This window comes from Streptomyces sp. NPDC059832, assembly GCF_042731715.1.
In the GTDB taxonomy this organism is placed as follows: Bacteria; Actinomycetota; Actinomycetes; order Streptomycetales; family Streptomycetaceae; genus Streptomyces.
The window spans coordinates 39,311-65,772 of sequence record NZ_JBHWIY010000031.1 but is presented as its reverse complement, the minus strand read 5'-3'; the positions used below and the strand labels follow the sequence as shown (position 1 = coordinate 65,772).

The following is a 26,462-nucleotide window of genomic DNA, read 5'->3' as shown; positions in this document are numbered from 1 at the left end:
CCTCCGCGCCCCTGGGGCCCGGAGGACGAACTGTCAGTTTCACGACTCAAAGCAGGTTCTCCCGATTGGCTCCGCCGCCCGTACTTCCCCCATGCCGCAGGCCAGGGGACGGCTCGGCGCGCGAACCACCATACTGGCCGCCGCCGACGGACACCCCGCGACCGGGGGAAACGGCTGTGCGGCCAGCGGACGGACAAGGGGCATTACGGGATCGGACGTGGCACATTACTTGCCAGGCCGGCCGCTGTCGGCGCCCTGTTGGGGCGACCGCGACATGGTGGCACAGATCACAGCGACGGCCATACCGCCCAGCATGAAGAGAGTGAGACCCAGTTCATCGCCGAAGACATAGTCGCCTTCCGGGCGTCCGCCCAGCAGAACAACGACTGAAATCAGCCATCCCGCAGCGGGTGCCAGCGCGCCCAGCTGGGTGCCGAAGACAAGGCGCCCGCCGTAGAAGAGCCCGGCGGCGGCCACCAGCGCGAGCAGCAATCCGGCGGGGAACCAGGCGGCTTGGACGAGAGCCCCGGCGATCCCGACGAGCGCGCCCAGCACGGCGAGGCCCACGTAGGCGGCGATCCGCCCGGGATTGAGGGGCGCGGCGAGGCCGGTGGCCGCGACGTCCCTGGAGGGGCGCGGTGCGCCCTGCTTGCCGCCGCTCATCGCTCCGCTCCCGCCGTACCCACGAACAGGTCGTCCTCCCGGCCCCCTTGAGGGGCTCCGGAATCGCCGCGCGCCAACTCGTAGTACTCGGTGGTGAAGACGGGCTGTCCCAGGTCGTTGGAGAGGGCGAAGAAGGGGCCGTCCACGGCGATCTGGGTGGCGTGGGCCCGCATCGCCGCGCTCTTGGCGGCGGCATGGGCCGAACCGTCGATCTGCGCGGTGATCCGGGAGTCGTCGACCACGCCGGGTACGTCCTCGATGGCGGCGATGCCCGGGAACGCGTCCGGCGCCGTGTCCCTCAGGCGGGCGAAGCCCTCCTCGGCGACCGTGCGCGGCACCCGGTTCCAGTAGATCTTGGCGACGGTGTGCGGGGCGCCGGATCCGGCGCGGTACGCGGGATCGGCGGCGAGGTCCGCGGCGCGCATCGCGACGCGGTGCGCCTGGATGTGGTCGGGGTGTCCGTAGCCGCCGTCGGGGTCGTAGGTGACCAGGACCTGCGGGCGCACCGCGCGGATGACCTCCACCAGGTGTCCGGCGGCGTCGTCCACGTCGGCGGCCCAGAAGGCGCCGGGGCGGTGGTTCTGCTCGGCGCCCATCATTCCGGAGTCGCGGAAGCGGCCGGGGCCGCCGAGGAGCCGGTGGTCGGTGACGCCCAGCTCCTTCATCGCCGCGTCGAGTTCACCCCGGCGGTACGGGCCCAGGGTGTCGTCCCGGTCGGCCGCGAGATGGGCGAGGGAGGGCGGGATGACCTCGCCCTCCTCACCGAGCGTGCAGGTCACCAGGGTGACCTGGGCACCCTCGGCCGCGTACTTGGCCATGGTGGCGCCGTTGTTGATCGACTCGTCGTCGGGGTGCGCGTGCACCAGGAGGAGACGCCGGGCGGGATGGTCCGTCATGGGGACCACCCTACGAGCCGGGCGCACCGATCACCGCCCGCGCACCTGTCGCCGACGAGCCGGGCCTCAGAACTTGAGGCTTCCGATCATGCCGGCCACATTCGTGGTCAGGTTCGAGATGCTCGGCGCGATCGACGAGCTGGCGAGATAGAAACCGAGCAGTGCGCAGACCACCGCATGTCCGCCCTTCAGTCCGGATTTCCGGATCAGCAGGAAGACGACGATCGCCAGCAGCACCACCGCCGAAATCGAGAGTGCCACGGCGGTTCACCTCCATCAGTACGGTCGGGACGGGCAGCACACATGGAGCCAGCAGGTTCTTACCCACCGAGCGCTACGGATCATAACTATCCGTGGCACCGCATTGATCGGGGCACAGCAGCACGAGGGGCGCACGACCGGGCGGTCGGGGACTAGGTTCGGCACATGACTTCGCAGCAGATCTCCTTTCCGCGTCAGCACGCCAGAACCATGCGATTCACTCTCGGCGCCCCTCGGGCGTTCACCGTTTCACCCGACGGGGAGCGGGTGATCTTCCTGCGGTCGGGTTCCGGTACGGACCGGTCCGGCCGGCTGTGGGTGCTGGACCTGCCGAAGGACGGAACACCGAAGGAGCGCGTGGTCGCCGATCCGGCGGCCCTGCTGGGCGGTTCGGCGGAGCGGCTGTCGGCGCAGGAGCGGGCCCGGCGCGAGCGCAGCCGCGAGGGGTCCTCGGGGATCGTCGGCTACGCGGTCGACGGGGCGGCGGAGTTGGCCGCCTTCGCGCTCTCCGGGAAGGTGTACGTCGCCGAACTGCGGGCCGGCACGGCCCGTGCGCTGCCGGTTCCGGGCCCGGTGATCGACCCGCGACCGTCACCGGACGGACGACACATCGCATATGCGTCCAAGGGGGCATTGCGCGTCGTGGGCGCGGAGGGCGACGGGGACCGGGCACTCGCCGAGCCGGAGGCGGAGGACGTCTCGTACGGTCTCGCGGAGTTCATCGCGGCCGAGGAGATGCAGCGTTCACGGGGCTTCTGGTGGTCGCCGGAGTCGGACCGGCTGCTGGTCGCCCGGGTCGACAACAGCCCCGTGCAGCGGTGGTGGATCGCGGATCCCGCACATCCGGACCGCAGGCCCGCCGAGGTCGCCTACCCGGCGGCCGGGACGCCCAACGCCGAGGTGCGGCTCTTCGTGCTGGGCCTGGACGGCACCCGTACCGAGGTGGTCTGGGACCGGGCACGCCACCCCTATCTGGCACAGGTGCACTGGTCGTCGGACGGGGCGCCGCTGCTGCTGGTGCAGTCCCGCGACCAGCGCAGTCACCTCTTCCTCGCGGTGGACCCGGAGACCGGTTCGACGCGGACGGTGCATGCCGACGAGGATCCGGTTTGGCTGGAAATCTTCCCCGGTGTGCCCGCCTGGGCGCCGGACGGACGGCTGGTGCGGATCGCGGACGAGGGCGGGGCGCGGGTGCTCGCGGTCGGCGACCGGCTGCTGACCGGGGCGCAGTTGCAGCTCCAGGCGGTGCTGGACATCGGTGGGTCGGACATCCTGGTGTCGGCCACGGCCGGCGAGGAGGCGGCGGAACCGGAGATCGGCGAGACCCATGTCTACCGGGTCAACGAGCTGGGCGTCGAGCGGGTGTCCGAAGGGGTCGGGGTGCACTCGGCGGTCCGCGCGGGCGGGGTGACGGTGCTGGTCACCCAGTCCCCGGAGCGGCCGGGGACCCGGGTCGAGGTGCTCCGGGACGGCAAGCCGATCGCCACCGTGGCGAACCACGCCGAGGAGCCGGTTCTCTCCGCGCGGGTGCGCCTCACCGAGGGGGGCGCACGGCGAATTCCGTGCGCCGTGCTGCTCCCCGAGGGATACAACGAGTCGGACGGCCCGCTTCCGGTACTGATGGACCCGTACGGCGGACCGCATGGCCGCCGGGTGGTCGCCGCCCACAATCCGCATCTGATTTCGCAGTGGTTCGCCAATCAGGGCTTCGCGGTCGTGGTCGCGGACGGCCGGGGCATGCGGGGGCGTACACCGGGCTGGGAGAAGGCGGTCAAGAACAACCTCGTGCTCTCGGTGGACGACCAGATCGAAGCCCTGCACGCCCTCGCGGACCGGTTCCCGCTGGATCTCGGCAAGGTCGCGATCCGCGGCTGGTCGTTCGGCGGATACCTGGCGGCCCTGGCCGTGACGCGCCGGCCCGACGTCTTCCACGCGGCGGTGGTCGGCGCCCCGGTGACCGACCAGCGGCTGTACGACACCCACTACACCGAGCGCTACCTCGGCGACCCGGCGGAGCAGCCCGAGGTGTACGCGCACAACTCGGTGATCACGGACGAGGGGCTCTCGGAGGCCGCCGACCAGGTGCGGCCGATGATGATCGTCCACGGTCTCGCGGACGACAACGTGGTGGTCGCGCACTCGCTCCGGCTGTCCTCGGCGCTGCTCTCGGCCGGGCGCCCGCACGAGGTGCTGCCGCTCAGCGGGGTGACGCACATGACGCCGCAGGAGCAGGTGGCGGAGAACCTGCTGCTGCTTCAGGTCGACTTCCTGAAGCGGTCGCTGGGGCTGGTCGGCTAGGGCGTCCGGCCCCGGTCCGCCGGGCAGGCCCCGGGGCCTGTCCGGCGGGCCTCCCGTCACCAGCCGGGCGGCGGCTGGGACGGGGGCGGCGGCCCGTAGACGCCGGGCTGCGGATGGCCGTACCCCTGCCCGTAGCCCTGGTCGGGCAGGGCGGGGGGTTCGTCCGGGCCCGGCAGGGCCAGTGCCAGCAGCACCACGGCACCGGCGAGCACCTCGAAGAACCCCGTCACCACGATGAGCTGGGTTTCGACGGACAGATCGCCGAAGCGGTTCAGCAACTCGTAGTGCACGGTGCGGGCCACTCCCAGCACCCCGCCGAACAGCAGCAGGGCCGCGGCGATCAGGCCGAACGGCCGCGCGTGCACGGCGCGGACGAGCGCGCTCACCGCCGCGAACAGACAGAGCAGCGCCAGGACCGCCGAGAACCAGCCGGGCGGCGGGTCGATCAGCCCCTGCACGACCCGGTCCCCGCCCACGAACCAGTCGGGGTAGATGGCGGAGATCTGCGTCGCCTGGCGGATCTCCCAGGCGATCACGATCGCTCCCGCCGCGCCGAGGCACAGAAAGGCGATCAGGCCCGCACCCTGCCCCGGCCGGGCCGGAAGGCGTTCGGAGAAGTCCCGCGCCGCCCTGCGGCCGGCCCCCGCGGTGGTGATCATCGCGATGCCCGCCGCGAGCGCCACGAAGGCGCAGAGCAGGGCGCGGGTGCGGAGATCGTCGGTGAACCGGGCGTTCGTCCGGGACTCGCCTATGTTCCAGAGGCCGGGAAGCCGCAGGACGATCGTGACCACTCCGGTGGCGACCAGTGCGGTGGCGGCCACCGAGGACCGCAGGGACGCGACGGCGGCGGAGAGATACACCACGAGCAGCACCACGTCGTACGCCGAGGTGGTGGGCAGCAGAGGGAGCCGTGGGTCGTAGTAGCCGGCCCAGTAGCGCCACAACAGCCCGATGTCGTCGGCCGCCCTGACGTCCCGTACGAGCCAGCCCGCGACGATCAGCGCGAGCACGGCGCAGAGAACGGCACCGGTGGCCCTTGCCCCCCGAGTGAGTATCACCCGAGCGATACTCCACCGTGCCTGTCGACCGGACAAGGGGTTCACCGGCGTGGTGTTCGAACGGGCAACCGGCCGGGCGGACTTGACGCCCTCCCGGCCGGTACACGGCACCCGCACGGCCGTACGCCGACCATGCTGGCCGGTTCGTATATCGGACGTGAGACGGCCGGGTTGCCCACGCGTTAACGTGCCCGTGGTCAGCCGGCCCGGGTGCTCCCGGACGGCGCGGCCCCGTCCTCGCCGTCCACCTCACCGTCCGAGGGTCCGTCCTCGCCCGCCGACTCCCCCTGCTCCGCCGACTCCTCCTGCTCCCCCTGCGCCTCCAGCAGCCCCTCCGGCGGCACCACCTGCTTCTCCTCCGCGAAGTGGCAGGCCGAGTCGTGCCCGGCCGGCGACTCGGTCAGCCGGAAGACGGCCGGAACCGCCAGCAGCGGCACCTCCAGTTCGCACCGCTCCTGCGCCTTCCAGCACCGGGTGCGGAAGGGGCAGCCCGAGGGCGGGTTGGCGGGCGACGGGACGTCGCCGTGCAGGATGATCCGCTCCCGGTGCTCGCGGGCCGTCGGGTCCGGCACCGGGACGGCGGACAGCAGCGCCTGGGTGTACGGATGCGTGGGGTGGTCGTAGATCTGTTCGTCGGAGCCGATCTCGACGATCCGGCCCAGATACATCACCCCGACCCGGTCGGAGATGTGCCGGACGATCGACAGGTCGTGCGCGATGAAGACGTAACTCAGCCCGAACTCCGCCTGGAGCCGGTCCAGCAGGTTGACGACCTGCGCCTGCACGGAGACGTCGAGGGCGGAGACGGGTTCGTCGGCGACGATGATCTCGGGGTTCAGGGCGAGGCCGCGGGCGATGCCGATGCGCTGGCGCTGGCCGCCGGAGAACTGGTGCGGATAGCGGTTGATGTACTCCGGGTTGAGCCCGACCACGTCCAGCAGGTCCTGGACCTTCCGGCGCCGCTCGCCCTTCGGGGCCACCTCGGGATGGATCTCGTACGGCTCCCCGATGATGTCGCCGACGGTCATGCGCGGGTTGAGCGAGGTGTAGGGGTCCTGGAACACCATCTGGATGTTGCGGCGCACGGCCTTCAGGGCGCGCCCCGACAGCTTGGTGATGTCCTCGCCCTTGTACTTGATCGAGCCGGCCGTCGGCTGTTCCAGATGCACCAGCATCCTCGCCACGGTCGACTTGCCGCAGCCGGACTCCCCCACGATGCCGAGCGTCTCGCCCGCCGCCAGGTCGAAGGAGACCCCGTCGACCGCCTTGACCGCGCCGATCTGCTTCTTGATCAGGATGCCCTGGGTCATCGGGTAGTGCTTGACCAGGTCGCGGACCTCCAGGATCGGCTCGCCGCCCGCCGCGGCGGACCCGGCCCGTGACTTGGCGAGCAGCACGCGGGCCTTCTCGCCCTCTTCGCGCGCTTCCTTGCGCCCCGAGTGGTCAGCGTGCATCGAGCGTCTCCTTCCAGAAATAGCAGGCGCTCTCGCGGTGCTCGGCCACCTCGAACAGCGGCGGCACCTCGCCCCGGCAGATCTCCTGGGCCATCGGGCAGCGCGGGTTGAAGGCGCAACCGGGCGGGATGTGCAGCAGGTTGGGCGGCAGGCCCTTGATCGCGTAAAGCTCCCGGCCCTTCTGGTCCAGGCGCGGGATCGACCGGAGCAGGCCCTTGGTGTACGGGTGGGCGGGCGCCCGGTAGATCTCGTGGACCGGGGCGGATTCGACGATCCGGCCCGCGTACATCACGGCGATCTTGTCGGCGACGTCCGCGACCACGCCCAGGTCGTGGGTGATCAGGATCAGGCCCATGTTCAGCTCGCGCTGGAGCTCGGCGAGCAGGTCCATCACCTGGGCCTGGACGGTCACGTCGAGGGCGGTGGTGGGTTCGTCCGCGATGATCAGCGAAGGCTCCAGCGCCATCGCCATGGCGATCATGATGCGCTGGCGCATACCGCCGGAGAACTGGTGCGGGTAGTTCCCGACGCGTTCCTTCGCCGCCGGGATGCGGACCCGGTCCATCAGCTCGACGGCCTTCAGCTTCGCGTCCTTGTGGGACATCCCCCGGTGCACGACGAACATCTCGCCGAGCTGCTCCCCCACGCTGAGCACGGGGTTGAGGGAGGAGAGCGCGTCCTGGAAGATCATGGCCATCTCCTGGCCGCGGATCTTCCGGCGCTCGTCCTTCTTCATCTTCAGCAGATCGCGGTCCTTGAAGAGGATCTCGCCGCCGCTGATCTTTCCCGGGGGCATGTCGAGGATGCCCATGATGGCCTGGGCGGTGACGGACTTGCCTGAGCCGGACTCGCCGAGGACGGCCAGCGTCTCGCCCTCGGCCACCGAGTAGTCGACCCCGTTGACGGCCTTGGCGATGCCGTCGCGGGTGTGGAACTCCACGTGCAGATCGCGCACTTCGAGCAACATGGCAGCGGGCTCCTCAGCGCAGCTTGGGGTCGAGGGCGTCGCGCACCGCGTCGCCGAGCATGATGAAGGCGAGCACGGTGACTGCCAGGGCGCCGGCGGGCCAGAGCAGCATGTGCGGGGCGTTGCGGATGTACTGGGACGCGGCGGAGATGTCGATGCCCCAGGAGACGGCCGGCGGTTTCAGCCCGACGCCGAGGAACGAGAGCGTCGCCTCCAGCGAGATGTACGTACCGAGGGCGATGGTCGCGACGACGATCACCGGCGCGATGGCGTTGGGGGTGATGTGGCGCAGCATCATCCGCGAGTTGGAGGCGCCGAGCGCCCGTGCCGCCTGTACGTAGTCGTTCTGTTTGGCGGTGATCACGGAGCCGCGGGCGATGCGGGCGATCTGCGGCCAGCCCAGCAGCACGATGAAGCCGATCACCGGCCAGACGGTGGAACTGGTGACCACGGAGAGGAAGACCAGGCCGCCGAGGACCACCGGGATGCCGAAGAAGACGTCGGTGATGCGGGAGAGGATCGAGTCCCACCAGCCGCCGAAGAACCCGGCGAGTCCGCCGAGCACGCCACCGAGCAGGGTGACGCCGAGGGTGGCGCAGACGCCGACGGTCACCGAGTTCCTGGCTCCGTAGACGGTACGGGTGTAGACGTCGCAGCCCTGTCCGTCGAAGCCGAAGGGGTGTCCGGGCTGGGAGCCCTCCTGGGCCTTGCCCAGGTTGCAGTCGAGGGGGTCCTGGTCGGCGATCAGCGACGGCCAGATCGAGATGATCACCAGGAAGAGGATGATCAGGGCGGAGATGATGAAGACCGGGTTGCGGCGCAGGTCCCGCCAGGCGTCGGACCACAGACTGCGCGGCTTCTCGGCGGGGCCGGTGCCCTCGGGGCCGCCCGGTGTCCTTTCGAGGGTGGTGCCCTCCTCCAGGGCGAGATCCATCACGCCTCCTGCTCCGGCCGACGAGATCGCCTCGTCCGGTGTCTGCTCAGGCATAGCGGATCCTCGGGTCGAGAACGGCGTACAGCAGGTCGACGATCAGGTTCGCCGCCAGGAAGACGAGGACGAGGATGGTGACGAAGCCGACGACGGTCTGGGAGTTCTGGCGCAGGATGCCCTGGTAGAGCTGGTAGCCGACGCCGTGGATGTTGAAGATCCGCTCCGTGACGATCGCCCCGCCCATCAGGGCGCCCACGTCCGTACCGATGAAGGTGACGACCGGGATCAGTGAGTTGCGCAGCAGGTGCCGGATGACGACGCGGCGCCTGGGCAGGCCCTTGGCGACGGCGGTGCGGACGTAGTCGGCGCGGGCGTTCTCGGCGATCGAGGTCCGGGTGAGCCGGGTGACGTACGCCAGGGAGACCGAGGCGAGGACGAGCCCGGGTACCAGCAGCTCGTTGAAGGGGGCCTCCGGTGAGACGGAGGGTTTGATGAGGCCCCACTCGACTCCGAGGAGGAGCTGGAGCAGGAGGCCGGTGACGAAGGTCGGGATGGAGATGACGACCAGGGTCAGGATGAGCACGGTGGTGTCGACGGGGCGGCCGCGGCGCAGACCGGTGACGACACCGAGGCTGATGCCGATGACGACCTCGAAGACGATCGCGACGACGGTGAGCCGGATCGTGATGGGGAAGGCGGTGGCCATCAGCTCGGTGACCTTCTGCCCGTTGAACGCGGTGCCGAAGTCGCCGGTGAAGACATTGCCCATGTAGGTGAGGTATTGCTGCCAGACGGGCTTGTCGAGGCCGAATTCCGAGCGGAGTTGGGCTGCGGTCGCCGGGTCGCACTGGCGTTCGCCGCAGAGACCCGCGATGGGGTCGCCCATCACATTCACCATGAGGAAGATCAACAGCGTGGTGCCGAAGAAGACCGGGATCATCTGCAGCAGCCGCCGGATCACATAACGTCCCATGAAGGGCTCCGGGGGTCGCGGGGGTCAGAGGCTCGGGGCTGGGGAGTGACGCGTCGGGGGACGGGGAAGCCGGGTGGCCGGTGCGCTCCTGCCTTGCACCGGCCACCCGGCCTCAGTGGGTCACTTGACCTTGATCTGCTCGTACACCGGGACGCTGAACTGGTTCAGCGACACGTCGGTGATCCGGTCCGAGTAGCCGGCGCTGCCGTTCTGGTACCAGAGCGGGATGACGGGCATCTGCGCGACCAGGACCTTCTCCGCGTCCTGGAAGGTCGAGACGGCCTTGGCCTTGTCTGACTCGGCGTTGGCCTTGTCGACGAGCCCGTCGAACTGCTTGTTGCTCCACTTGCCGTCGTTGGACGAGGCGTCGGTGTAGTACACGGGCTGGAGGAAGTTCTGGATGAGCGGGTAGTCCATCTGCCAGCCGGCCCGCCAGGCGCCGGTCAGCTTCTGCTGGGAGACCTGGCTGCGGAAGTCGGCGAAGGTGCCGACCGGGGCGCCGACGCACGCCTTGTTGTTGCCCATCGCCTTGTTGATGCTGTTGCAGACGGCGTCGACCCACTCCTTGTGGGAGCCGGTGTCGCCGTTGTACGAGATCTTGAGCTGGCCGCCGGGGATGCCGCCGCCCTCCTGGATCAGCTTCTTGGCATTCGCCGCGTTGTACTCGCAGGGCGCGCCGCACAGCCCCTTCTTGAAGCCGCCCTCCGCGCCGAGGACCGGGGAGGTCCAGTCGGAGGCGGGGGTGCGGGTCTTCTGGAAGATCTGGTCGGTGATCTGCTGGCGGTTGATCGCCATCGACAGGCCCTGGCGGACCTTGATGCCGCCGGGGGTGTCCCACTTCTTGTCGTAGAAGGGGAAGGCGAGGGTCTGGATGATGCCGGCCGGGGTGTTGATGTACCGGTCGCCGAGGTCCGCCTTGACGTTCTTCAGCTGCGAGGCGGGCACGTCGTCGACGAGGTCGAGGTTGCCGGCCGTCAGGTCCGTGTAGGCGGTGTTGTTGTCGGTGTAGACCTTGAGGTCGATGCCGCCGTTCTGCGCCTTGTCGTCCCCGGGGTACTTGTCCCACTTGCGCAGGTTCATCGACGAGCCCTTGGTGTACTTGTCGACGGTGTACGGCCCGTTGCCGATCGGCTTGGACACCCAGGCGGCGTGGTCGGTGAAGAAGGCCTTGGGCAGCGGGGCGAAGGCCGGGTAGCCGAGGGTGTCCGGCCAGAGGGAGAACTTCTGCGACAGCTTGACCTTGAACGTCTTGTCGTCGACGACCTTGAGGCCGGAGAGCGTGGCGGCCCTGGCGCTGCCGGTATCGGGGTGGACCTTGCTGTAGCCGTCGATGTAGCCGAAGAAGTAGGCGTTCTTCTGATTGTTCTTCAGCTGGGCCCCGTAGTTCCAGGCGTCCACGAACGACTTCGCGGTGATCTTCTCGCCGTTGCTGAAGGTCCAGCCGTCCTTCACGGTGACCGTGAAGTTCTGGTTGTCCTTGGACTCGATCTTCTCGGCGAGCATGTTGGTGGCCGCGCCGGTCCTCGGGTCGTACCTCTTGAGCCCCCGGAAGATCATGTCGAGGACCTTGCCGCCCTGCACCTCATTGGTGTTCGCGGGTTCGAGCGGGTTCTGCGGGTCACCCCAGGAAGAGCTCACGATCCCGTTCGCTCCACCGCCACCACCGCTGCTGCCCCCGCCGCCGCATGCCGTCGCCGCCAGGGCGACGACCACCGCACATGCGGCCCACTTGGCCTGTGTGGCTCCGCGCATGGAGTGCCTCCTCGTAGTGCTCCGTCTCACTTAAGGTCAAATATCACCGCACAAGGGATGTAACGCACATTTACTCCACCCATTCGGGCGCGCCCGAGCCGATTCGAGTGGCACTTCACGGCCGGAGAAGTTCCGGGCGTGGACCCGACAGGCACCGGAGCGATAACGGCCGCGCATCGAATACGCATCGACCGCGAGCCGACCCGATCGGATGTACGTATTCCGAGACACTGGCGCCCGTATATCGGACTCATTGCCGGACTTCACCCATTAAGTCGCGAACACTCCTTCGAAAAAGCCAAACGGAAGCAAAGCCACGCCCTTACAAAGGTCATGTGTTGGTCAAATTTCCAAAGAGCGCGCCAAGGGCGTCGGACATTCATTGACCCTGCATGAATTGCGTTGAAAAAGTCCGGGTAGCCCGTAGGTGTTGCCCTGCGGAGTCCTTCGACCCTCCGGGCCAGGAGCACCATGACGATTCCAACGCCGCAAGCCGCCACCCCCGTTGAGGTGGAGGACGCGAAGCCGCAGTCCCCAGCGGGCCCGTCCGCGTCCAAGGGCGACAACGGCCGCTCACCGGGCAAGATGGCCTGGCTGCGCTTCAAGCGCGACCGTACGGGCGTGATTTCGGCCTATGTGGTCATATTCTTCTTCGCGATCGGCATCTGCGCGCCGCTGATCGCGAAGCTGTACGGCAAGGACCCGTACACGACGTACGGGCAGAACGAATCCGGCCTGCTGGACGACTTCGGTTCGCCCATGCTGCCCAACGGCGGTATCAGCGGCGACTTCTGGTTCGGCGTCGAGCCGTCACTCGGCCGGGACGTCTTCACCTTCCTGCTCTACGGCATCCGCAACTCCCTGCTCATCGCCGCGGCAACCACCCTGCTGGTGACGGTGATCGGCATCGCCGTCGGCATCACCGCGGGCTATCTGGGCGGCAAGACCGACTACCTCGTGGGCCGGGTCATCGACATCCTGCTGGCCTTCCCCTCCACGCTCTTCTTCATCGCCTTCTGGCCGGTGATGCTCTCGATCCTGGTCGCTCCGGACGAGAACACCCCGATCTGGCTGACCGTCGTCAGCCTCATCTCGGTCATGACCGCCTTCGGCTGGGCCTCCATCGCACGACTGCTGCGCGGCGAGGTACTCGCCCTGCGCGAACGCGAGTTCGTCGAGGCGGCGAAGGTGACCGGTGCCTCCCCGGCGCGGATCATCTTCAAGGAACTGCTGCCCAACCTCTGGACGCCGATCCTCATCCAGGCCACGCTCGCGCTGCCCGCCTACGTCACGGCGGAAGCGGGCCTCGCCTTCCTCGGCGTCGGTCTCACCGACCCGACACCCGACTGGGGCGTGATGATCCAGCGCGGATCAGAGGTCTACCAGAGCGACATCACGTTCATGCTCTTCCCCGGCGCCGCGATGGTGATCTTCGTCATCGCCTTCAACCTGCTGGGCGACTCGGTGCGTGACGCACTGGACCCGAAGACCAAGCGCTGAACCGCACTTCCTCCGGCCGGGCGACGGGGCCCACCGGATCGAACGTTTCTCTCCATCGACCAGAGCAGGAAGCCATGTCCCTTTCCCGCAGAAACTTCGTCATCGCCACGTCGGTCGCCGCCGGCGGTTCGATGGTCCTCTCCGCGTGCAGCAGCGGCAGCTCGACCAAGAAGGGCGGCGGCGCCGGACACGGCGGTGCCGACAAGTACACCGGCTCGGTCGTCGTCGGCACGAAGGCCGACTCCACCGGTCCGGCCGCCGAGGTCCCGGGCGCGAAGAAGGGCGGCACGATCCGCGGCATCGCCCCGGACGACTTCTCGCACCTGGACCCGCAGCGCATCTACTTCTCGTGGAACTCCGCGATAGGTGACCTCTTCATCCGCAGCCTGACCGGTTACAAGATCGCGTCGGACGGCTCGATGAAGCTGGTCGGCGACCTCGCCACCGACGCGGGCACCATGTCCGACGGCGGCAAGACCTGGACCTTCACCCTGAAGGACGGTCTGAAGTGGGAGGACGGCAAGGAGCTCACCATCGATGACGTGCGCCACGGCATCGAGCGCGGCTTCGCCAGCTTCACCACCGAGGGCGCCGGCTACGCCCAGACCGCGCTGACCGGCACGGCCGACTTCCGCTCGAAGTACAAGGGCCCGTTCGGCGGCAAGCACCTCGACTCGGTCGTGACCGACGCCAAGGCGAAGACGATCACCTTCAAGCTGGCCGAGGCCCGCCCGGACCTCAACTTCACCCTGGCGATGACCTCCTACGGCGCCGTCCCGGTCAAGGGCGACACCAAGGAGAAGTACGACAAGGACCCGGTCTCGTGCGGTCCGTACCGCATCAAGGCCCATGCCATCGACAAGTCGATGACGCTGGTGCGCAACCCGCACTGGGACCCCAACACGGACTCGATCCGCAACGCGTACCCGGACAGCTTCGTCTACGAGTTCGGCCCCGAGTCGCTCCAGGCCGCCGACCGTCTGATCGCCGACGACGGCGACGACAAGTACGCGGTCATGGCGTACAGCGGTGTCCCGGCCGAGCGCATCCAGAAGGTCCTCACCGACCCCGAGCTGAAGAAGCGGACCTTCAACGGCCTGCTGACCGGCATCTACTACTACGCGATCAACACCAAGCGGATCACCGACCTGAAGGTCCGTCAGGCCATCATCCACGCCTGGCCGCTGGAGCAGATCCGCAAGATCTACGGTGGTCCCTCGGCCGGTGACTACGCGACGTCCATCCTGAGCCCCGACATCGTCGGCTACGCCAAGGACGACGTCTACGGCAAGCTGAAGAAGCCGCAGGGCGACCCGGAGGCGGCGAAGAAGCTGCTGAAGGAGGCCGGCAAGGAGGGCCAGAAGGTCGTCTACGCCTTCCCCGCGGGCAACAACTACAACAAGACCAAGGTCGTCATCGAGAACGCCCTCAAGGCGGCCGGTTTCACCCCGGTCATCAAGCCGCTGGACTCCACCAGCTACTACGACCAGATCCAGCAGATCGACAACCAGTTCGACGTGATGTGGTTCGGCTGGTCCCCGGACTGGCCGACCGGATACACGCTGATGCAGCCGCTGTTCGACGGCGGCACCATCGCCAACGGCGCCAACAACATCTCGCAGCTGAACGTCGACTGGGTCAACGAGGCGATCAAGAAGAACGTCACCATCGCCGACCCGACGGAGGCCGGCAAGGCCTGGGCCGCGCTGGACAAGCGGATCATGACGGAGGAGGCGCCGATCATCCCCGAGACGTTCCAGCGCCGTTTCTACCTCTACGGCGAGAAGGTCGGCGGCGCCATGTTCCACCCGCTGTGGTCCTCGGCCGTCTTCTACAAGCTGTTCGTGAAGGCCTGACGCCCACACTCCTGAGGCGGGGCGCCCGTGCGGCGCCCCGCCCGCTCCACTCCCCCTCGTCGGCGTCTGCCAGGGAAATCCATCGCCATGTTCCGCTTCCTCATCCGCCGGGCAATCGGCGCACTGGTCATCCTGCTGATCATCAGTGCCATCACTTTCGTCCTCTTCTACGTCGCGCCCCGCGACCCAGCGCGTGTGGCCTGCGGCAAGGTGTGCACACCCGAGACGCTGGCGCTGGTCAAACGCAACCTCGGCATATCCGACCCGCTGCCCGTGCAGTACTGGCACTGGCTGCAGGCCGTGTTCGTCGGCCGGGACTACAGCTCCTTCGGACACTGCCCCGCGCCGTGCCTGGGCTACTCCTTCCACAACCGTGAGCCGGTCCTCGGCACCATCCTGGACCGCTTCCCGACCACGCTCTCCCTCTCCCTCGGCAGCGCGGTCGTCTTCGTGATCTTCGGTGTGGGCACCGGCATGCTCGCCGCGGTCAAGCAGGGCAAGGCGCTGGACAAGGTCGCGTCCTCGGCGTCGCTGATCGGCTCCTCGATGCAGATCTACATCGTCGGCGTGGTCGCCATGTACTACCTCGCGGACCAGTGGCACATCCTGAGCCGCCCCAAGGACGTTCCCTTCACCGAGAGCCCGTCCGCCTGGTTCTCCGGGCTGCTGCTGCCCTGGCTGGTGCTGGCGCTGATCTTCACCGCCAACTACACCCGTATGGCGCGCTCCCAGCTCGTCGAGACGCTGAGCGAGGACTACGTGCGCACCGCACGCGCCAAGGGCCTCTCCCGGCGCACGGTGTTCTTCAGATTCGCCTGGCGCGGGGCCATGGGCCCGATCGTCACCATCTTCGGCCTCGACCTCGGTGTGCTGTTCGGCGGCGCGATCATCACCGAGAAGACCTTCGGTCTGCACGGCATCGGCGCGCTCTCCGTCAAGGCGGTCGGCGACAACGACCTGCCCCTGCTGCTCGGAGTCGTCCTGGTCGCGGCAGGAGCGATCGTCGTCTTCAACATCATCGTCGACGCCGTCTACGCCCTCATCGATCCACGCGTCCGCCTCGCCTAGGGAGAGATCCAGTGAGCACCCCCTTCCTCTCCGTACGCGATCTGCGCGTGCACTTCTCCACCGAAGACGGCATGGTCAAGGCCGTCGACGGGCTGTCCTTCGACGTCGAGAAGGGCAAGACGCTCGGCATCGTCGGCGAGTCCGGTTCCGGCAAGTCCGTCACCAACCTGACCATCCTCGGCCTGCACCACCCCGACCACACCGAGATCGAGGGCGAGATCCTCCTCGACGGACAGGATCTGCTGGCCGCGTCGGAGCGGGAGCTGGAGCGGCTGCGCGGCAACAAGATGGCGATGATCTTCCAGGACGCCCTGGCCTCGCTGTCGCCGTACCACACCATCGGCAAGCAGATCGGCGAGACATACCGCAAGCACACCGGCGCCTCCAAGCGGGAGTCCAGGGCGCGGGCCGTCGAGATGCTCACCAAGGTGGGCATCCCGCAGCCGGATCTGCGGGTGGACGACTATCCGCACCAGTTCTCCGGCGGTATGCGCCAGCGCGCGATGATCGCCATGGCACTGGTCTGCGACCCCGAGCTGCTGATCGCGGACGAGCCGACCACCGCGCTGGACGTCACCGTGCAGGCCCAGATCATGGACCTGCTCAAGGAGCTCCAGCAGGAGACCGGCACCTCGATCATCTTCATCACCCACGACCTCGGCGTCATCGCCGACATCGCGGACGACGTGCTGGTGATGTACGGCGGGCGCTGCGTGGAGCGCGGTACGAAGAAGGAAGTGCTGAGGAAGCCCCAGCACCCGTACACCTGGGGCCTGCTGGGTTCGATGCCGAGCCTCGAAGGGCCGGTCGACGTACCGCTGTCGCCGATTCCCGGCTCCCCGCCGAGCCTTCTCAACCCGCCGACCGGCTGCCGCTTCCACCCCCGGTGCACGTTCACCGAGCAGGTCGGCGGCAAGCGCTGCGCGACGGACCAGCCGCCGCTGGAGCTCACCGCCGGGCGCGGCGCCGCCTGCCATCTCACCACGGAGCAGCGCGCCGAGTTCTTCGCAGACTTCGCCGGCACCCGGCCCAACTGACGTACAAGAGACGGGACTTCCCCACCATGAGCAGCAAAGATCCCCTCCTGGACGTCTCCGGACTCACCAAGCACTTCCCGATCAAGGGCGGCTTCCCGATCCGGCGGACGGTCGGCGCGGTGCAGGCCGTCGACGGGCTGGACTTCAGCGTCGCCGAGGGCGAGAGCCTGGGCCTGGTCGGCGAGTCCGGCTGCGGCAAGTCGACCACGGGCCGGCTGATCACCCGGCTCCTGGAGCCGACGGCCGGCACGATCTCGTACCGCGGGCAGGACATCACCCACGCCTCGCGCAAGCAGCTGGCGCCGGTCCGCTCCGAGATCCAGATGATCTTCCAGGACCCGTACGCCTCGCTGAACCCGCGGCAGACCGTCGGCAAGATCATCACCGCGCCGATGGAGATCAACGACATCAACCCCGCCGGCGGCCGTGAGGCGCGGGTGCGGGAGCTGCTGGAGACCGTCGGGCTCAACCCGGAGCACTACAACCGCTTCCCGCACGAGTTCTCCGGCGGTCAGCGCCAGCGCATCGGGGTGGCCCGCGCGCTCGCCCTGGAGCCGAAGCTGATCGTGGCCGACGAGCCGGTCTCGGCGCTGGACGTGTCGATCCAGGCCCAGGTGGTGAACCTGCTGCAGAAGCTGCAGAAGGAACTCGGCATCGCGTTCCTGTTCATCGCCCACGACCTGGCCATCGTGCGCCACTTCTCGCAGCGCGTCGCGGTCATGTACCTCGGCAGGATCGTGGAGATCGCCGACCGCGAGGACCTGTACGGCAACCCGCGTCACCCGTACACCCGGGCGCTGCTCTCGGCCGTGCCCGAGGCGACCGCCGACGAGACGCCGGCCCGCGAGCGCATCCTGCTCACCGGCGACGTCCCCTCCCCGGTCAACCCGCCGTCGGGCTGCCGCTTCCGTACCCGTTGCTGGAAGGCGACGGACAAGTGCGCGAGCGAGGCCCCGCCGCTGGTACGGGTGGAGGGCAGCCGGGAAGGCCATCTGACGGCCTGCCACTACCCCGAGGACGCGCAGTCCGTCGCGGCCGTCCCGAAGGCCCGTACGGCCCCGTCCGGGCCGAAGCTCGACAAGACCACCGAAGACCCCACGGCCGGGGCCTGACACCCCAGCCCCGGCCCCCGGGGCGCCTCGCGGACAGGGACCCGATCGGTTCCCGGACGCGGGGCTCCCCGGTCCCGAGGAACCGAGCACGTGAGCCCATTGACCCGAGCCACCTGCGAGCCCGGTTCCGGGAAAAGGAAGAAGCGCCCGGAACCGATCGGTTCCGGGCGCTTCCGCGTCGTTCGGGCCGTACTACGAAGCCGCGCCGACGATGTCCTTCTCCTCGGCGAAGTGGCAGGCCGACTCGTGTGCCGCGGGGGTGTCCGAGCCCTTGAAGCGCTCGGGGACGGCCAGCAGCGGCAGCTCCGTGGAGCACTTGTCCTGGGCCTTCCAGCACCGCGTACGGAAGCGGCAGCCCGACGGCGGGTTCGCCGGCGACGGGACGTCACCGGTGAGGATGATCCGCTCGCCGCGCTCACGGGCCTCGGGGTCCGGGACCGGGACCGCCGACAGCAGCGCCTGGGTGTAGGGGTGCGTCGGGTGGTCGTAGATCTCCGTGTCCGTACCGATCTCGGCCATCTTGCCGAGGTACATCACGCCGACCCGGTCGGAGATGTGCCGGACGATCGACAGGTCGTGCGCGATGAAGACGTAGGAGAGGTTGAACTCGTCCTGGAGCTTCTCCATCAGGTTGATGACCTGCGCCTGCACCGACACGTCGAGCGCGGAGACCGGCTCGTCGCAGATGATGATCTCCGGGTTGAGCGCGAGGCCGCGGGCGATGCCGATGCGCTGGCGCTGACCGCCGGAGAACTGGTGCGGATAGCGGTTGATGTACTCCGGGTTGAGGCCGACGACGTCCAGCAGCTCCTGGACCTTGGCCCGCCGGTCGCCCTTCGGGGCCACCTCGGGGTGGATGTCGAAGGGCTCGCCGATGATGTCGCCGACGGTCATGCGCGGGTTCAGCGAGGTGTAGGGGTCCTGGAACACCATCTGGATGTTCCGGCGGACCGCCTTCAGCGCGCGGCCGGACAGCCGGGTGATGTCCTGGCCCTTGTAGAAGACCTCGCCGGACGTGGCCGTCTCCAGCGCCATCAGCAGCCGCGCGACCGTGGACTTGCCACAGCCGGACTCGCCGACGATGCCGAGCGTCTCGCCCTGGTAGAGGTCGAAGGAGACCCCGTCCACGGCCTTGACCGCGCCGACCTGGCGCTTGAACAGGATGCCCTGGCTCAGCGGGAAGTGCTTGACCAGATTGCGCACCTGGAGGATCGGTTCACCGCGCTCCACCGGGGCCTCGATCGCGGCGACCGCGGACGACTCGTCCGTGGCGTCGACGGTCACGACCTCGGTGACGTTCGGGGTGGCGTCCATGGAACCGTCCGTCTTGTCGAGCTCAGCCATGGATCGTCTCCTTCCAGAAGTGGCACGCGCTGCCGCGGCCGGGCAGCTCGCTGCCGTCCTGCTCGGACACCGGGACCAGAGCCGGAATGTCCGTGCGGCAGATGTCCTCGGCCTTGGGGCACCTCGGGTTGAAGGCGCAGCCGGACGGAATCTTGAGCAGGTTGGGCGGCAGACCCTTGATCGCGTAGAGCTCCTGACCCTTCTGGTCGAGGCGCGGGATCGAGTCGAGCAGACCGCGGGTGTACGGGTGCGCGGGCCGCTTGTACAGCTCGTGCACCGGCGCCGTCTCGACGATCCGGCCCGCGTACATGACCGCGATCTTGTCCGCGACGTCGGCGACGACGCCGAGGTCGTGGGTGATCAGGATCAGACCCATGTTGAACTCGGTCTGGAGCTCCTTGAGCAGGTCCATGACCTGGGCCTGGACCGTCACGTCGAGCGCGGTGGTCGGCTCGTCCGCGATGATCAGGTCCGGCTCCAGCGCCAGTGCCATGGCGATCATGATGCGCTGGCGCATACCGCCGGAGAACTGGTGCGGATAGTCGCCGACCCGCTGCTTGGCGGCGGGGATCTTGACCCGCTCCATCAGCTCGATGGCCTTGAGCTTGGCCTGCTTCTTGGAGAGTCCCTGGTGGACACGGAACATCTCGCCGAGCTGGTAGCCGACCGAGAGCACGGGGTTGAGCGAGGAGAGCGCGTCCTGGAAGATCATCGCGATCTTCTGGCCACGGATCTTCCGCCGCTCCTCGTAGCTCATGGTGAGCATGTCCTGGCCGCGGTACAGGATCTGGCCCTGCGGGATCTTGCCGGGCGGCATGTCGAGAATGCCCATGATCGCCTGAGCGGTCACGGACTTGCCGGAACCGGACTCGCCGAGCACGGCCAGGGTCTCGCCCGAGTCCACGCTGTAGTTCACACCGTTGACGGCCTTGGCGACACCGTCACGCGTGTGGAACTCCACGTGCAGGTCGCGCACTTCGAGGAGCGGTGCGTCGTCCGACCCCCCGGCGCGGGGCGCCGGGATGTCTGCTGTCTTGTCCTTGATGGTCACGTCGTACGCCCTCCTCAGCGCAGCTTCGGGTCGAGGGCGTCGCGTACCGCGTCGCCGAGCATGATGAACGCGAAGACCGTGAGGCTGAGCATTCCTGCCGGGAACAGCAGCGCATGCGGGTTGTCCCGGATGTCCTGGCTGCCCTGGGCGATGTCGATGCCCCACGAGATCGTCGGTTCCCCGAGCCCGAGTCCGAGGAACGAGAGCGTCGCCTCGGCCGAGATGTACCCACCGAGCGCGATGGTGGCCACGACGATGGTCGGGGCGAGCGCGTTCGGCAGGACGTGCCGGAAGAGGATCCGCGGGGTGCCGGCGCCGAGCGCGCGCGCCGCCGTCACGTAGTCCGCCTGCTTGGCGGTGATCACGGAAGCCCGCATCACACGGCAGATCGAGGTCCAGCCGAGGAAGGCCAGGGCCAGGATCACCACGTACACCTTCCGGTCGGTGAAGGAGTTCAGGACGACCATCGCACCGAGCAGGAAGGGGATACCGAAGAAGATGTCGGTGACCCGGGAGATGACCGAGTCCAGCCAGCCCCCGAAGTATCCGGCCAGCATGCCCAGCAGCCCGCCGACCAGGGTGACCGCGGCGGTGACGCCGACGCCGACCATGATCGAGGCGCGGGTGCCGTAGACGACACGCGCGTAGATCGAGCGGCCCTGGCCGTCGTAACCGAACCAGTCGGCCTGGAAGAAGTGCCCCAGCTCCGGCTTGGTCAGGAAGTGGTTGGTCAGATCGCCGTCGCGCGGGTCGGCGCCGGTGAACAGCCCCGGGAAGGCGGCTATGACCAGCAGGATCAGCAGCAGGATCGAGGAGATCCAGAACATCGGGCGGTGGCGCAGGTCGAACCAGGCGTCACCCCAGAGGCTGCGCGGCTTGCCCTGCTCCTTGTGGCCGTCGGCGGCCGAGGGAGCGGCGGTGGCGTCCACCACCGCTTCGGTCTGGGTCTGGGTCACGTCAGGCATACCGGATCCTCGGGTCCAGGACCGCGTACAGCAGGTCGACGAGCAGGTTGATCACAAGGATGACGAGGACGAAGACCGTGACGACGCCGACGATCGTCGAACCCTCGCGCTGCTGCAGCGCCTTGAAGAGCAGGTTTCCGACACCCTGGACATTGAAGATGCCCTCGGTCACGACCGCGCCGCCGATGAAGCCGCCGACGTCCGTACCGAGGAAGGTGACGACCGGGATCAGCGAGTTGCGCAGCAGGTGGACACCGATGATGCGGCGTCGCGGCAGGCCCTTGGCCATGGCGGTGCGCATGTAGTCGGCGCGCAGGTTCTCCGCGAAGGTCGTGCGCGTCAGCCGTGCCACGTACGCCATGGAGAGCATGGCGAGCACGAAGCCGGGTAGGAACAACTGCGCGTAGTCCGTGGAGTCCTGGACGTTCGGGGCCACCCAGCCGAGCTGGTCCGCGAGGACGAAGCGGGCGAGGTAACCGAGCACGAACACCGGGATCGAGATGACGATCAGGGTGAAGATCAGCACGCCGGTGTCGGCGGCCTTGCCGGCCCTCAGGCCCGCCCAGGCGCCGAGCCCGATGCCGACGATGATCTCGATGAGCATCGCCACACCGGTCAGCCGCAGGGTCACCGGGAAGGACTCGGACATCTCGTCGATGACTTCGCGACCACCGAAGGTCTTGCCGAAGTCGCCCTGGAAGAGATTGCCCATGTAGTCGATGTACTGCTTCCACAGGGGCTGGTCGAGCCCGAACTCATGGCGGAGCGACGCGACCTGTGCGGGGTCTGCCGCCTTGTCTCCCCACATCGCCCGGATTGGGTCACCGGGAAGGATGTGGACCATGAGGAAAATAATCAGAGTGGTCCCGATGAATACCGGGATCATCTGGAGCAGTCGCCTTGCGACGTAACGCCCCATCATGCCTCCATGCCGTGAGGGGTCGGCGATGGCCTTCTCAGAGTGGTCTCCGCCGCGGGGTGTGGGGGGAGAGCCCCGGGGCATCGCCTACGGGCCGGTTCCGCCGCTCCCGAAGAGGAGCGGCGAAACCGGCCTTCGGATCCCGATGCTTACTTCTTGGCCTTGACCTGGACGTCGGTGAAGATCGGGTCACCGTCCTGGCCGTAGACGATCTTGCCGAACACGTTCGTCGACTGACCGGAGTTGACCTTGTAGAACCACAGCGGAATGGCGGGCATGTCGTTCTTCAGGAGCTGCTCGGCGTCCTGGTACATCTTGACGGTCTCGTCGAGCGTCTTGGCCTTGTCGGCCTTCGCCGCGAGAGCGTCGAACTCCTTGTTGGAGTAGCCCGAGGTGTTGCCCGCTGCGGTGGTGCCGTACAGGTCGCGCATGAAGTTCGAGTTGACCGGGTAGTCGAGCACCCAGCCACCGCGGTACATGGACTTGACCTGCTTGTTGTCACGCGCGTTCAGGTCGGCCTGGAAGTCCGGCTTGGAGTCACCGGTGCACTCGACGCCGGTGGCCTTGCGGATGCTGTTGCAGACCGCGTCGACCCACGGCTTGTGCGACTGGTCGGCGTTGAACTGGATCGAGATCTTCTTGCCCGGGACGCCGCCACCGTCCTCGATGAGCTTCTTCGCCTTGGCCGGGTCGTACTTCACGACGTCACCGAGGGCGCCGGGCTTGTAGCCGATCACGCCGCGGGCGACGAACGAGTCGGCCGGGGTACGGGTGCCGTGCAGCACGGTCTTGGTGATCGTGTCACGGTCGATGGCCATCGACAGACCCTGGATGACCCTGGGGTCGATGTTCTTGAACTGCTTGGTGTAGAACGCCGGGACGATCGACTGCACCGCGGAGTACTCGGCGTCGATGGCACGGTCGCCGAGGTCCTGCTTGTAGCTCGTGAGCGACGTCGTCGGGATCTGCTCGATCCAGTCGAGGTTGTTCGAGCGCAGGTCCGAGTAGGCGGCGTCGGCGGTGGTGTAGTTCTTGAAGTCGATGCCACCGTTCTTGGCCTTGTTCGGGCCCTGGTAACCGTCGAACTTCCGAACCTTGATCAGCTTCTTGTGGTCCCACGAGACGAACTTGTAGGGACCGTTGCCGATCGGCTTCTGGCCGGCGGCGGCCGGGTCCTTGAAGAAGGACTCGGGCAGCGGCGCCCAGACGTCGTAACCCAGCTTGTACGCGAAGTACGAGACCGGGCCGGTCAGGCTGATCGTGAAGGTGTTGTCGTCGACGATCTTCAGACCGGACATCTTGTCGGCCTTCGGCGCACCCTTGGCCGGGTGGACGTCCTCGTAGCCCTTGATGTCCTGGAACCAGCTGGAGTTGGTCTGGTTGTTCTTGACGTTGGCCGACCAGTTCCAGGAGTCCACGAAGGACTTGGAGGTGACCGTGGTGCCGTCGTGGAACTTCCAGCCCGGCTTGAGCTTGACGGTCCACACGGACGAGTCCGCGTTGGGCGTCACGGACTCGGCGTTCACGTACGTCAGCTTGCCGGTGCCGGGCTCGTAGTCGACCAGGCCGGAGAAGATGGTGCGCAGGACACGGCTGCCCTGGCTCTCCTTGGCGTTCGCCGGCTGGAGCGGGTTCTGCGGCTCGCCGAGCTGGGCGGTCAGGATCCCGTTCGGGTCCGCCTTGCCCGAGTTCATGTCCTTGCCGCTGTCGCTGTCGTTACCACCACAAGCGGTCGCGGCCAGGGCGATGATGGCCGCTCCCGCGACCCACTTGGCGCTCTTGGCACCACGCATGGGTTTCCTCCTCATGAGTCCACTTTTGACTACAAGAAGGGCACTGGAGTGATACACCGACACCCCTGACGGTGATCGTTTCAGTGCCCCTAGTGTGCTCGTGAGTCGGCACTCCCCACAGTGCGTGACCCATTGACCCGAGCTCAATGGAGCCAACTATTAAGTACGACCGGGCTGTAAACCACACTTAAGGGGTCTCGTTTTGACAACATCGAGAAACCCCGATTGCCCGAAATCCGGACAAAGTGATCCCAGACAGACACGCTCGAAACGGACCGTTAACGCAGCTTTCGGAGAGCGACGATCGATATGCGGACGGATCGCCGATGAAATCCACTGGACAGGGGCCAGATCGGCCTGCTTGACAGCGCACCGCCGATTCTGCGTGATTGCTGATGCAACACCGAATGCAACACCACGCGCCCGGACGGCCCCGCGGTCCATCGCACGACGGGGCCCGGCCTCCCGTCAACTGACGGAAGGCCGGGCCCCGTTGTGTCGTTCATCCGGGCACGCGCGGCGCCCGGTGCCGGATCAGCGCTTGGCGCGCGACGCGGCGCGGCCGCGCTCCTTCTGGTCGAGGACGACCTTGCGGATACGGACCGTCTCCGGGGTCACCTCGATGCACTCGTCCTCGCGGCAGAACTCCAGGGACTGCTCCAGGGAGAGCTTGCGGGCCGGCACCACGTTCTCCGTGGTGTCGGCGGAAGCCGCACGCATGTTGGTGAGCTTCTTCTCCTTGGTGATGTTCACGTCCATGTCGTCGGCGCGGGAGTTCTCGCCGACGATCATGCCCTCGTAGACCTCGGTGCCGGCCTCGGTGAAGATGACACCGCGCTCCTGGAGGTTGACCATGGCGAACGGCGTCACGGAACCCGAACGGTCCGCGACCAGCGAGCCGTTGTGACGGGTGCGGAGCTCGCCGAACCACGGCTCGTGGCCCTCGAAGATGGAGTGCGCGATGCCCGTGCCGCGGGTCTGCGTCAGGAACTCCGTACGGAAGCCGATGAGGCCGCGGGACGGGACGATCCACTCCATGCGGACCCAGCCCGAACCGTGGTTCGTCATCGTCTCCATGCGGCCCTTGCGGGTCGCCATCAGCTGGGTGATCGCGCCGAGGTGCTCCTCGGGGGAGTCGATCGTCATGCGCTCGATCGGCTCGTGCGTCTTGCCGTCGACCTGCTTGGTGACGACCTCCGGCTTGCCGACCGTGAGCTCGAAGCCCTCACGGCGCATCTGCTCGACGAGGATGGCCAGCGCGAGCTCACCGCGGCCCTGGACCTCCCAGGCGTCGGGGCGCTCGGTGTCCAGGACGCGGAGCGAGACGTTACCGATCAGCTCGCGGTCGAGGCGGTCCTTCACCTGGCGGGCGGTGACCTTGTGGCCCTTGCCGCCCTTGCCGACCAGCGGCGAGGTGTTCGTACCGATGGTCATCGAGATGGCCGGCTCGTCGACCGTGATCAGCGGCAGCGCGATCGGGTTCTCGGGGTCGGCCAGGGTCTCGCCGATCATGATGTCCGGGATACCGGCGATGGCGCAGATGTCACCGGGGCCCGCCTTCTCGGCGGCCTTGCGGGTGAGCGCCTCGGTCATCAGCAGCTCGGTGATGCGGACGTTGGACATCGTGCCGTCGCGCTTGATCCAGGTGACGGTCTGGCCCTTGCGCAGCTCGCCCTGCTCGACGCGGCAGAGCGCGATACGGCCGAGGAAGTTGTCGGCGTCCAGGTTGGTGACGTGGGCCTGGAGCGGGGCCTCCTCGTCGTACTCCGGGGCCGGGACGTGCGCCAGGATCGTGGAGAAGAACGGCTCCAGGTTGTCGCTGTCGGCCGGGACGGTGCCGTCCTCCGGCTTGGTCAGCGAGGCGACGCCGTCACGGGCACAGGCGTAGACGATCGGGAACTCGATCTGGTCCTCGTCCGCGTCCAGGTCCAGGAACAGGTCGTACGTCTCGTCGACGACCTCGGCGATCCGGGAGTCGGGACGGTCGGTCTTGTTGATGCAGAGGATGACCGGCATCTTCGCGGAGAGCGCCTTGCGCAGCACGAAGCGGGTCTGCGGGAGCGGGCCCTCGGAGGCATCGACCAGGAGCACGACCGCGTCCACCATCGACAGACCGCGCTCGACCTCACCGCCGAAGTCGGCGTGGCCGGGGGTGTCGATGATGTTGATCGTGATCGGGTCCCCGCCGTCCTTGGGGTGATACTTCACCGCCGTGTTCTTGGCGAGGATCGTGATGCCCTTCTCACGCTCCAGGTCGTTCGAGTCCATCATGCGTTCGTCGAGGTTCTCGGCGGCGTGCGCGGCGAAGGCGCCCGCCTGCCTGAGCATGGCGTCGACCAGCGTGGTCTTGCCGTGGTCGACGTGGGCGACGATGGCTACGTTACGGATGTCGTGGCGCGTGGGCATGGGTGGCTTGCGCTTCTCTCGGATCGTGGGATCAGGCGTCTAAGTCGGTCTCAAGTCCTCGTACGCCCGCCGGGCGGACGCGCCACGGCTAGTCCAATGGTACGGGGCTGGCGCCGCCGCGGCTTCCCGGGCGAGTTTTACCGGCCGCAGGACAGGCG

The 26,462-nt window shown here is 67.9% G+C and carries 21 protein-coding genes; 6 read left to right on the top strand and 15 right to left on the bottom strand.

Features of this window, described 5'->3' with window-relative positions; genetic code table 11:
- Positions 1-225 precede the first annotated feature (225 nt).
- The 3 genes from ACFV8T_RS35910 to ACFV8T_RS35900 form a co-directional block, all read right to left on the bottom strand.
- Complete coding sequence (locus tag ACFV8T_RS35910; protein WP_385335761.1) at positions 226-663, bottom strand: DUF6113 family protein; 438 nt, start codon at positions 661-663, stop codon at positions 226-228.
- Positions 660-1,559, bottom strand: coding sequence for an N-acetyl-1-D-myo-inositol-2-amino-2-deoxy-alpha-D-glucopyranoside deacetylase (gene mshB, locus ACFV8T_RS35905; protein ID WP_385335759.1), 900 nt, complete (start codon positions 1,557-1,559; stop codon positions 660-662). Before mshB ends, ACFV8T_RS35910 begins: the two co-directional genes overlap by 4 nt.
- 66 nt (positions 1,560-1,625) lie before the next feature.
- Complete coding sequence (locus ACFV8T_RS35900; protein WP_093896879.1) at positions 1,626-1,820, bottom strand: hypothetical protein; 195 nt, start codon at positions 1,818-1,820, stop codon at positions 1,626-1,628.
- 165 nt (positions 1,821-1,985) lie between these two features.
- On the opposite strand from ACFV8T_RS35900, the gene ACFV8T_RS35895 reads away from it, so the two are divergent.
- Positions 1,986-4,118: a prolyl oligopeptidase family serine peptidase gene (locus ACFV8T_RS35895; protein WP_385335757.1), complete on the top strand. Its 2,133-nt coding sequence runs from the start codon at positions 1,986-1,988 to the stop codon at positions 4,116-4,118.
- Between the two features lie 56 nt (positions 4,119-4,174).
- On the opposite strand, the gene ACFV8T_RS35890 is transcribed toward ACFV8T_RS35895, so the two are convergent.
- The 6 genes from ACFV8T_RS35890 to ACFV8T_RS35865 form a co-directional block, all read right to left on the bottom strand.
- A complete protein-coding gene (locus ACFV8T_RS35890) occupies positions 4,175-5,176 on the bottom strand; it encodes a hypothetical protein (protein ID WP_385335755.1) in 1,002 nt (333 codons plus the stop codon).
- A gap of 197 nt (positions 5,177-5,373) precedes the next feature.
- Complete coding sequence (locus ACFV8T_RS35885; protein WP_385335753.1) at positions 5,374-6,630, bottom strand: ABC transporter ATP-binding protein; 1,257 nt, start codon at positions 6,628-6,630, stop codon at positions 5,374-5,376.
- Entirely contained in the window at positions 6,620-7,597 is a 978-nt protein-coding gene (locus ACFV8T_RS35880; protein ID WP_385335751.1) for an ABC transporter ATP-binding protein, read from the bottom strand. The genes ACFV8T_RS35885 and ACFV8T_RS35880 overlap by 11 nt, the downstream gene beginning before the upstream one ends.
- 13 nt (positions 7,598-7,610) lie before the next feature.
- Positions 7,611-8,585 carry an ABC transporter permease gene (locus tag ACFV8T_RS35875; protein ID WP_385335749.1) on the bottom strand — a complete coding sequence of 325 codons (975 nt, stop codon included), beginning with the start codon at positions 8,583-8,585 and terminating at the stop codon, positions 7,611-7,613.
- Positions 8,578-9,501: an ABC transporter permease gene (locus ACFV8T_RS35870; RefSeq protein WP_266414747.1), complete on the bottom strand. Its 924-nt coding sequence runs from the start codon at positions 9,499-9,501 to the stop codon at positions 8,578-8,580. The genes ACFV8T_RS35875 and ACFV8T_RS35870 overlap by 8 nt, the downstream gene beginning before the upstream one ends.
- A gap of 120 nt (positions 9,502-9,621) precedes the next feature.
- Complete coding sequence (locus ACFV8T_RS35865; protein ID WP_385335747.1) at positions 9,622-11,253, bottom strand: ABC transporter substrate-binding protein; 1,632 nt, start codon at positions 11,251-11,253, stop codon at positions 9,622-9,624.
- Positions 11,254-11,724: 471 nt separating this feature from the next.
- On the opposite strand from ACFV8T_RS35865, the gene ACFV8T_RS35860 reads away from it, so the two are divergent.
- The 5 genes from ACFV8T_RS35860 (at position 11,725) to ACFV8T_RS35840 (ending at position 17,826) form a co-directional block, all read left to right on the top strand.
- Positions 11,725-12,753 (top strand): ABC transporter permease, encoded by a 1,029-nt coding sequence (locus ACFV8T_RS35860; protein ID WP_385335745.1) that lies wholly within the window; start codon positions 11,725-11,727, stop codon positions 12,751-12,753.
- Positions 12,754-12,827: 74 nt separating this feature from the next.
- On the top strand, positions 12,828-14,609 hold the full coding sequence (locus tag ACFV8T_RS35855; RefSeq protein ID WP_385335743.1) for an ABC transporter substrate-binding protein: 1,782 nt from the start codon (positions 12,828-12,830) through the stop codon (positions 14,607-14,609).
- 87 nt (positions 14,610-14,696) lie between these two features.
- Positions 14,697-15,677 (top strand): ABC transporter permease, encoded by a 981-nt coding sequence (locus tag ACFV8T_RS35850; protein ID WP_351201826.1) that lies wholly within the window; start codon positions 14,697-14,699, stop codon positions 15,675-15,677.
- Positions 15,678-15,748: 71 nt separating this feature from the next.
- Entirely contained in the window at positions 15,749-16,714 is a 966-nt protein-coding gene (locus ACFV8T_RS35845) for an ABC transporter ATP-binding protein (RefSeq protein WP_266425444.1), read from the top strand.
- A 26-nt stretch (positions 16,715-16,740) separates the two neighbouring features.
- Positions 16,741-17,826: an ABC transporter ATP-binding protein gene (locus ACFV8T_RS35840; RefSeq protein ID WP_385335741.1), complete on the top strand. Its 1,086-nt coding sequence runs from the start codon at positions 16,741-16,743 to the stop codon at positions 17,824-17,826.
- Between the two features lie 192 nt (positions 17,827-18,018).
- Here ACFV8T_RS35840 and ACFV8T_RS35835 read toward each other — a convergent pair whose 3' ends face one another.
- From ACFV8T_RS35835 to typA, 6 genes are all read right to left on the bottom strand, one after another.
- Positions 18,019-19,170, bottom strand: coding sequence for an ABC transporter ATP-binding protein (locus tag ACFV8T_RS35835; RefSeq protein WP_385335739.1), 1,152 nt, complete (start codon positions 19,168-19,170; stop codon positions 18,019-18,021).
- Positions 19,163-20,221: an ABC transporter ATP-binding protein gene (locus tag ACFV8T_RS35830; protein ID WP_266414759.1), complete on the bottom strand. Its 1,059-nt coding sequence runs from the start codon at positions 20,219-20,221 to the stop codon at positions 19,163-19,165. The genes ACFV8T_RS35835 and ACFV8T_RS35830 overlap by 8 nt, the downstream gene beginning before the upstream one ends.
- Positions 20,222-20,235: 14 nt before the next feature.
- Complete coding sequence (locus ACFV8T_RS35825) at positions 20,236-21,186, bottom strand: ABC transporter permease (RefSeq protein ID WP_385335736.1); 951 nt, start codon at positions 21,184-21,186, stop codon at positions 20,236-20,238.
- Entirely contained in the window at positions 21,179-22,105 is a 927-nt protein-coding gene (locus tag ACFV8T_RS35820) for an ABC transporter permease (protein WP_385335734.1), read from the bottom strand. Before ACFV8T_RS35820 ends, ACFV8T_RS35825 begins: the two co-directional genes overlap by 8 nt.
- A 149-nt stretch (positions 22,106-22,254) precedes the next feature.
- A complete protein-coding gene (locus ACFV8T_RS35815; protein WP_385335732.1) occupies positions 22,255-23,898 on the bottom strand; it encodes an ABC transporter substrate-binding protein in 1,644 nt (547 codons plus the stop codon).
- A 534-nt stretch (positions 23,899-24,432) separates the two neighbouring features.
- Complete coding sequence (gene typA, locus ACFV8T_RS35810) at positions 24,433-26,304, bottom strand: translational GTPase TypA (protein WP_266414767.1); 1,872 nt, start codon at positions 26,302-26,304, stop codon at positions 24,433-24,435.
- Positions 26,305-26,462: the final 158 nt, after the last annotated feature.

Coding starts and splice junctions, on each gene's coding strand:
- ACFV8T_RS35910 (WP_385335761.1), bottom strand. CDS start 663: ATGAGCGGCGGCAAGCAGGGCGCACCGCGCCCCTCCAGGGACGTCGCG.
- mshB (WP_385335759.1), bottom strand. CDS start 1,559: ATGACGGACCATCCCGCCCGGCGTCTCCTCCTGGTGCACGCGCACCCC.
- ACFV8T_RS35895 (WP_385335757.1), top strand. CDS start 1,986: ATGACTTCGCAGCAGATCTCCTTTCCGCGTCAGCACGCCAGAACCATG.
- ACFV8T_RS35885 (WP_385335753.1), bottom strand. CDS start 6,630: ATGCACGCTGACCACTCGGGGCGCAAGGAAGCGCGCGAAGAGGGCGAG.
- ACFV8T_RS35880 (WP_385335751.1), bottom strand. CDS start 7,597: ATGTTGCTCGAAGTGCGCGATCTGCACGTGGAGTTCCACACCCGCGAC.
- ACFV8T_RS35875 (WP_385335749.1), bottom strand. CDS start 8,585: ATGCCTGAGCAGACACCGGACGAGGCGATCTCGTCGGCCGGAGCAGGA.
- ACFV8T_RS35870 (WP_266414747.1), bottom strand. CDS start 9,501: ATGGGACGTTATGTGATCCGGCGGCTGCTGCAGATGATCCCGGTCTTC.
- ACFV8T_RS35865 (WP_385335747.1), bottom strand. CDS start 11,253: ATGCGCGGAGCCACACAGGCCAAGTGGGCCGCATGTGCGGTGGTCGTC.
- ACFV8T_RS35860 (WP_385335745.1), top strand. CDS start 11,725: ATGACGATTCCAACGCCGCAAGCCGCCACCCCCGTTGAGGTGGAGGAC.
- ACFV8T_RS35855 (WP_385335743.1), top strand. CDS start 12,828: ATGTCCCTTTCCCGCAGAAACTTCGTCATCGCCACGTCGGTCGCCGCC.
- ACFV8T_RS35850 (WP_351201826.1), top strand. CDS start 14,697: ATGTTCCGCTTCCTCATCCGCCGGGCAATCGGCGCACTGGTCATCCTG.
- ACFV8T_RS35845 (WP_266425444.1), top strand. CDS start 15,749: ATGGTCAAGGCCGTCGACGGGCTGTCCTTCGACGTCGAGAAGGGCAAG.
- ACFV8T_RS35840 (WP_385335741.1), top strand. CDS start 16,741: ATGAGCAGCAAAGATCCCCTCCTGGACGTCTCCGGACTCACCAAGCAC.
- ACFV8T_RS35835 (WP_385335739.1), bottom strand. CDS start 19,170: ATGGCTGAGCTCGACAAGACGGACGGTTCCATGGACGCCACCCCGAAC.
- ACFV8T_RS35825 (WP_385335736.1), bottom strand. CDS start 21,186: ATGCCTGACGTGACCCAGACCCAGACCGAAGCGGTGGTGGACGCCACC.
- ACFV8T_RS35820 (WP_385335734.1), bottom strand. CDS start 22,105: ATGGGGCGTTACGTCGCAAGGCGACTGCTCCAGATGATCCCGGTATTC.
- ACFV8T_RS35815 (WP_385335732.1), bottom strand. CDS start 23,898: ATGCGTGGTGCCAAGAGCGCCAAGTGGGTCGCGGGAGCGGCCATCATC.
- typA (WP_266414767.1), bottom strand. CDS start 26,304: ATGCCCACGCGCCACGACATCCGTAACGTAGCCATCGTCGCCCACGTC.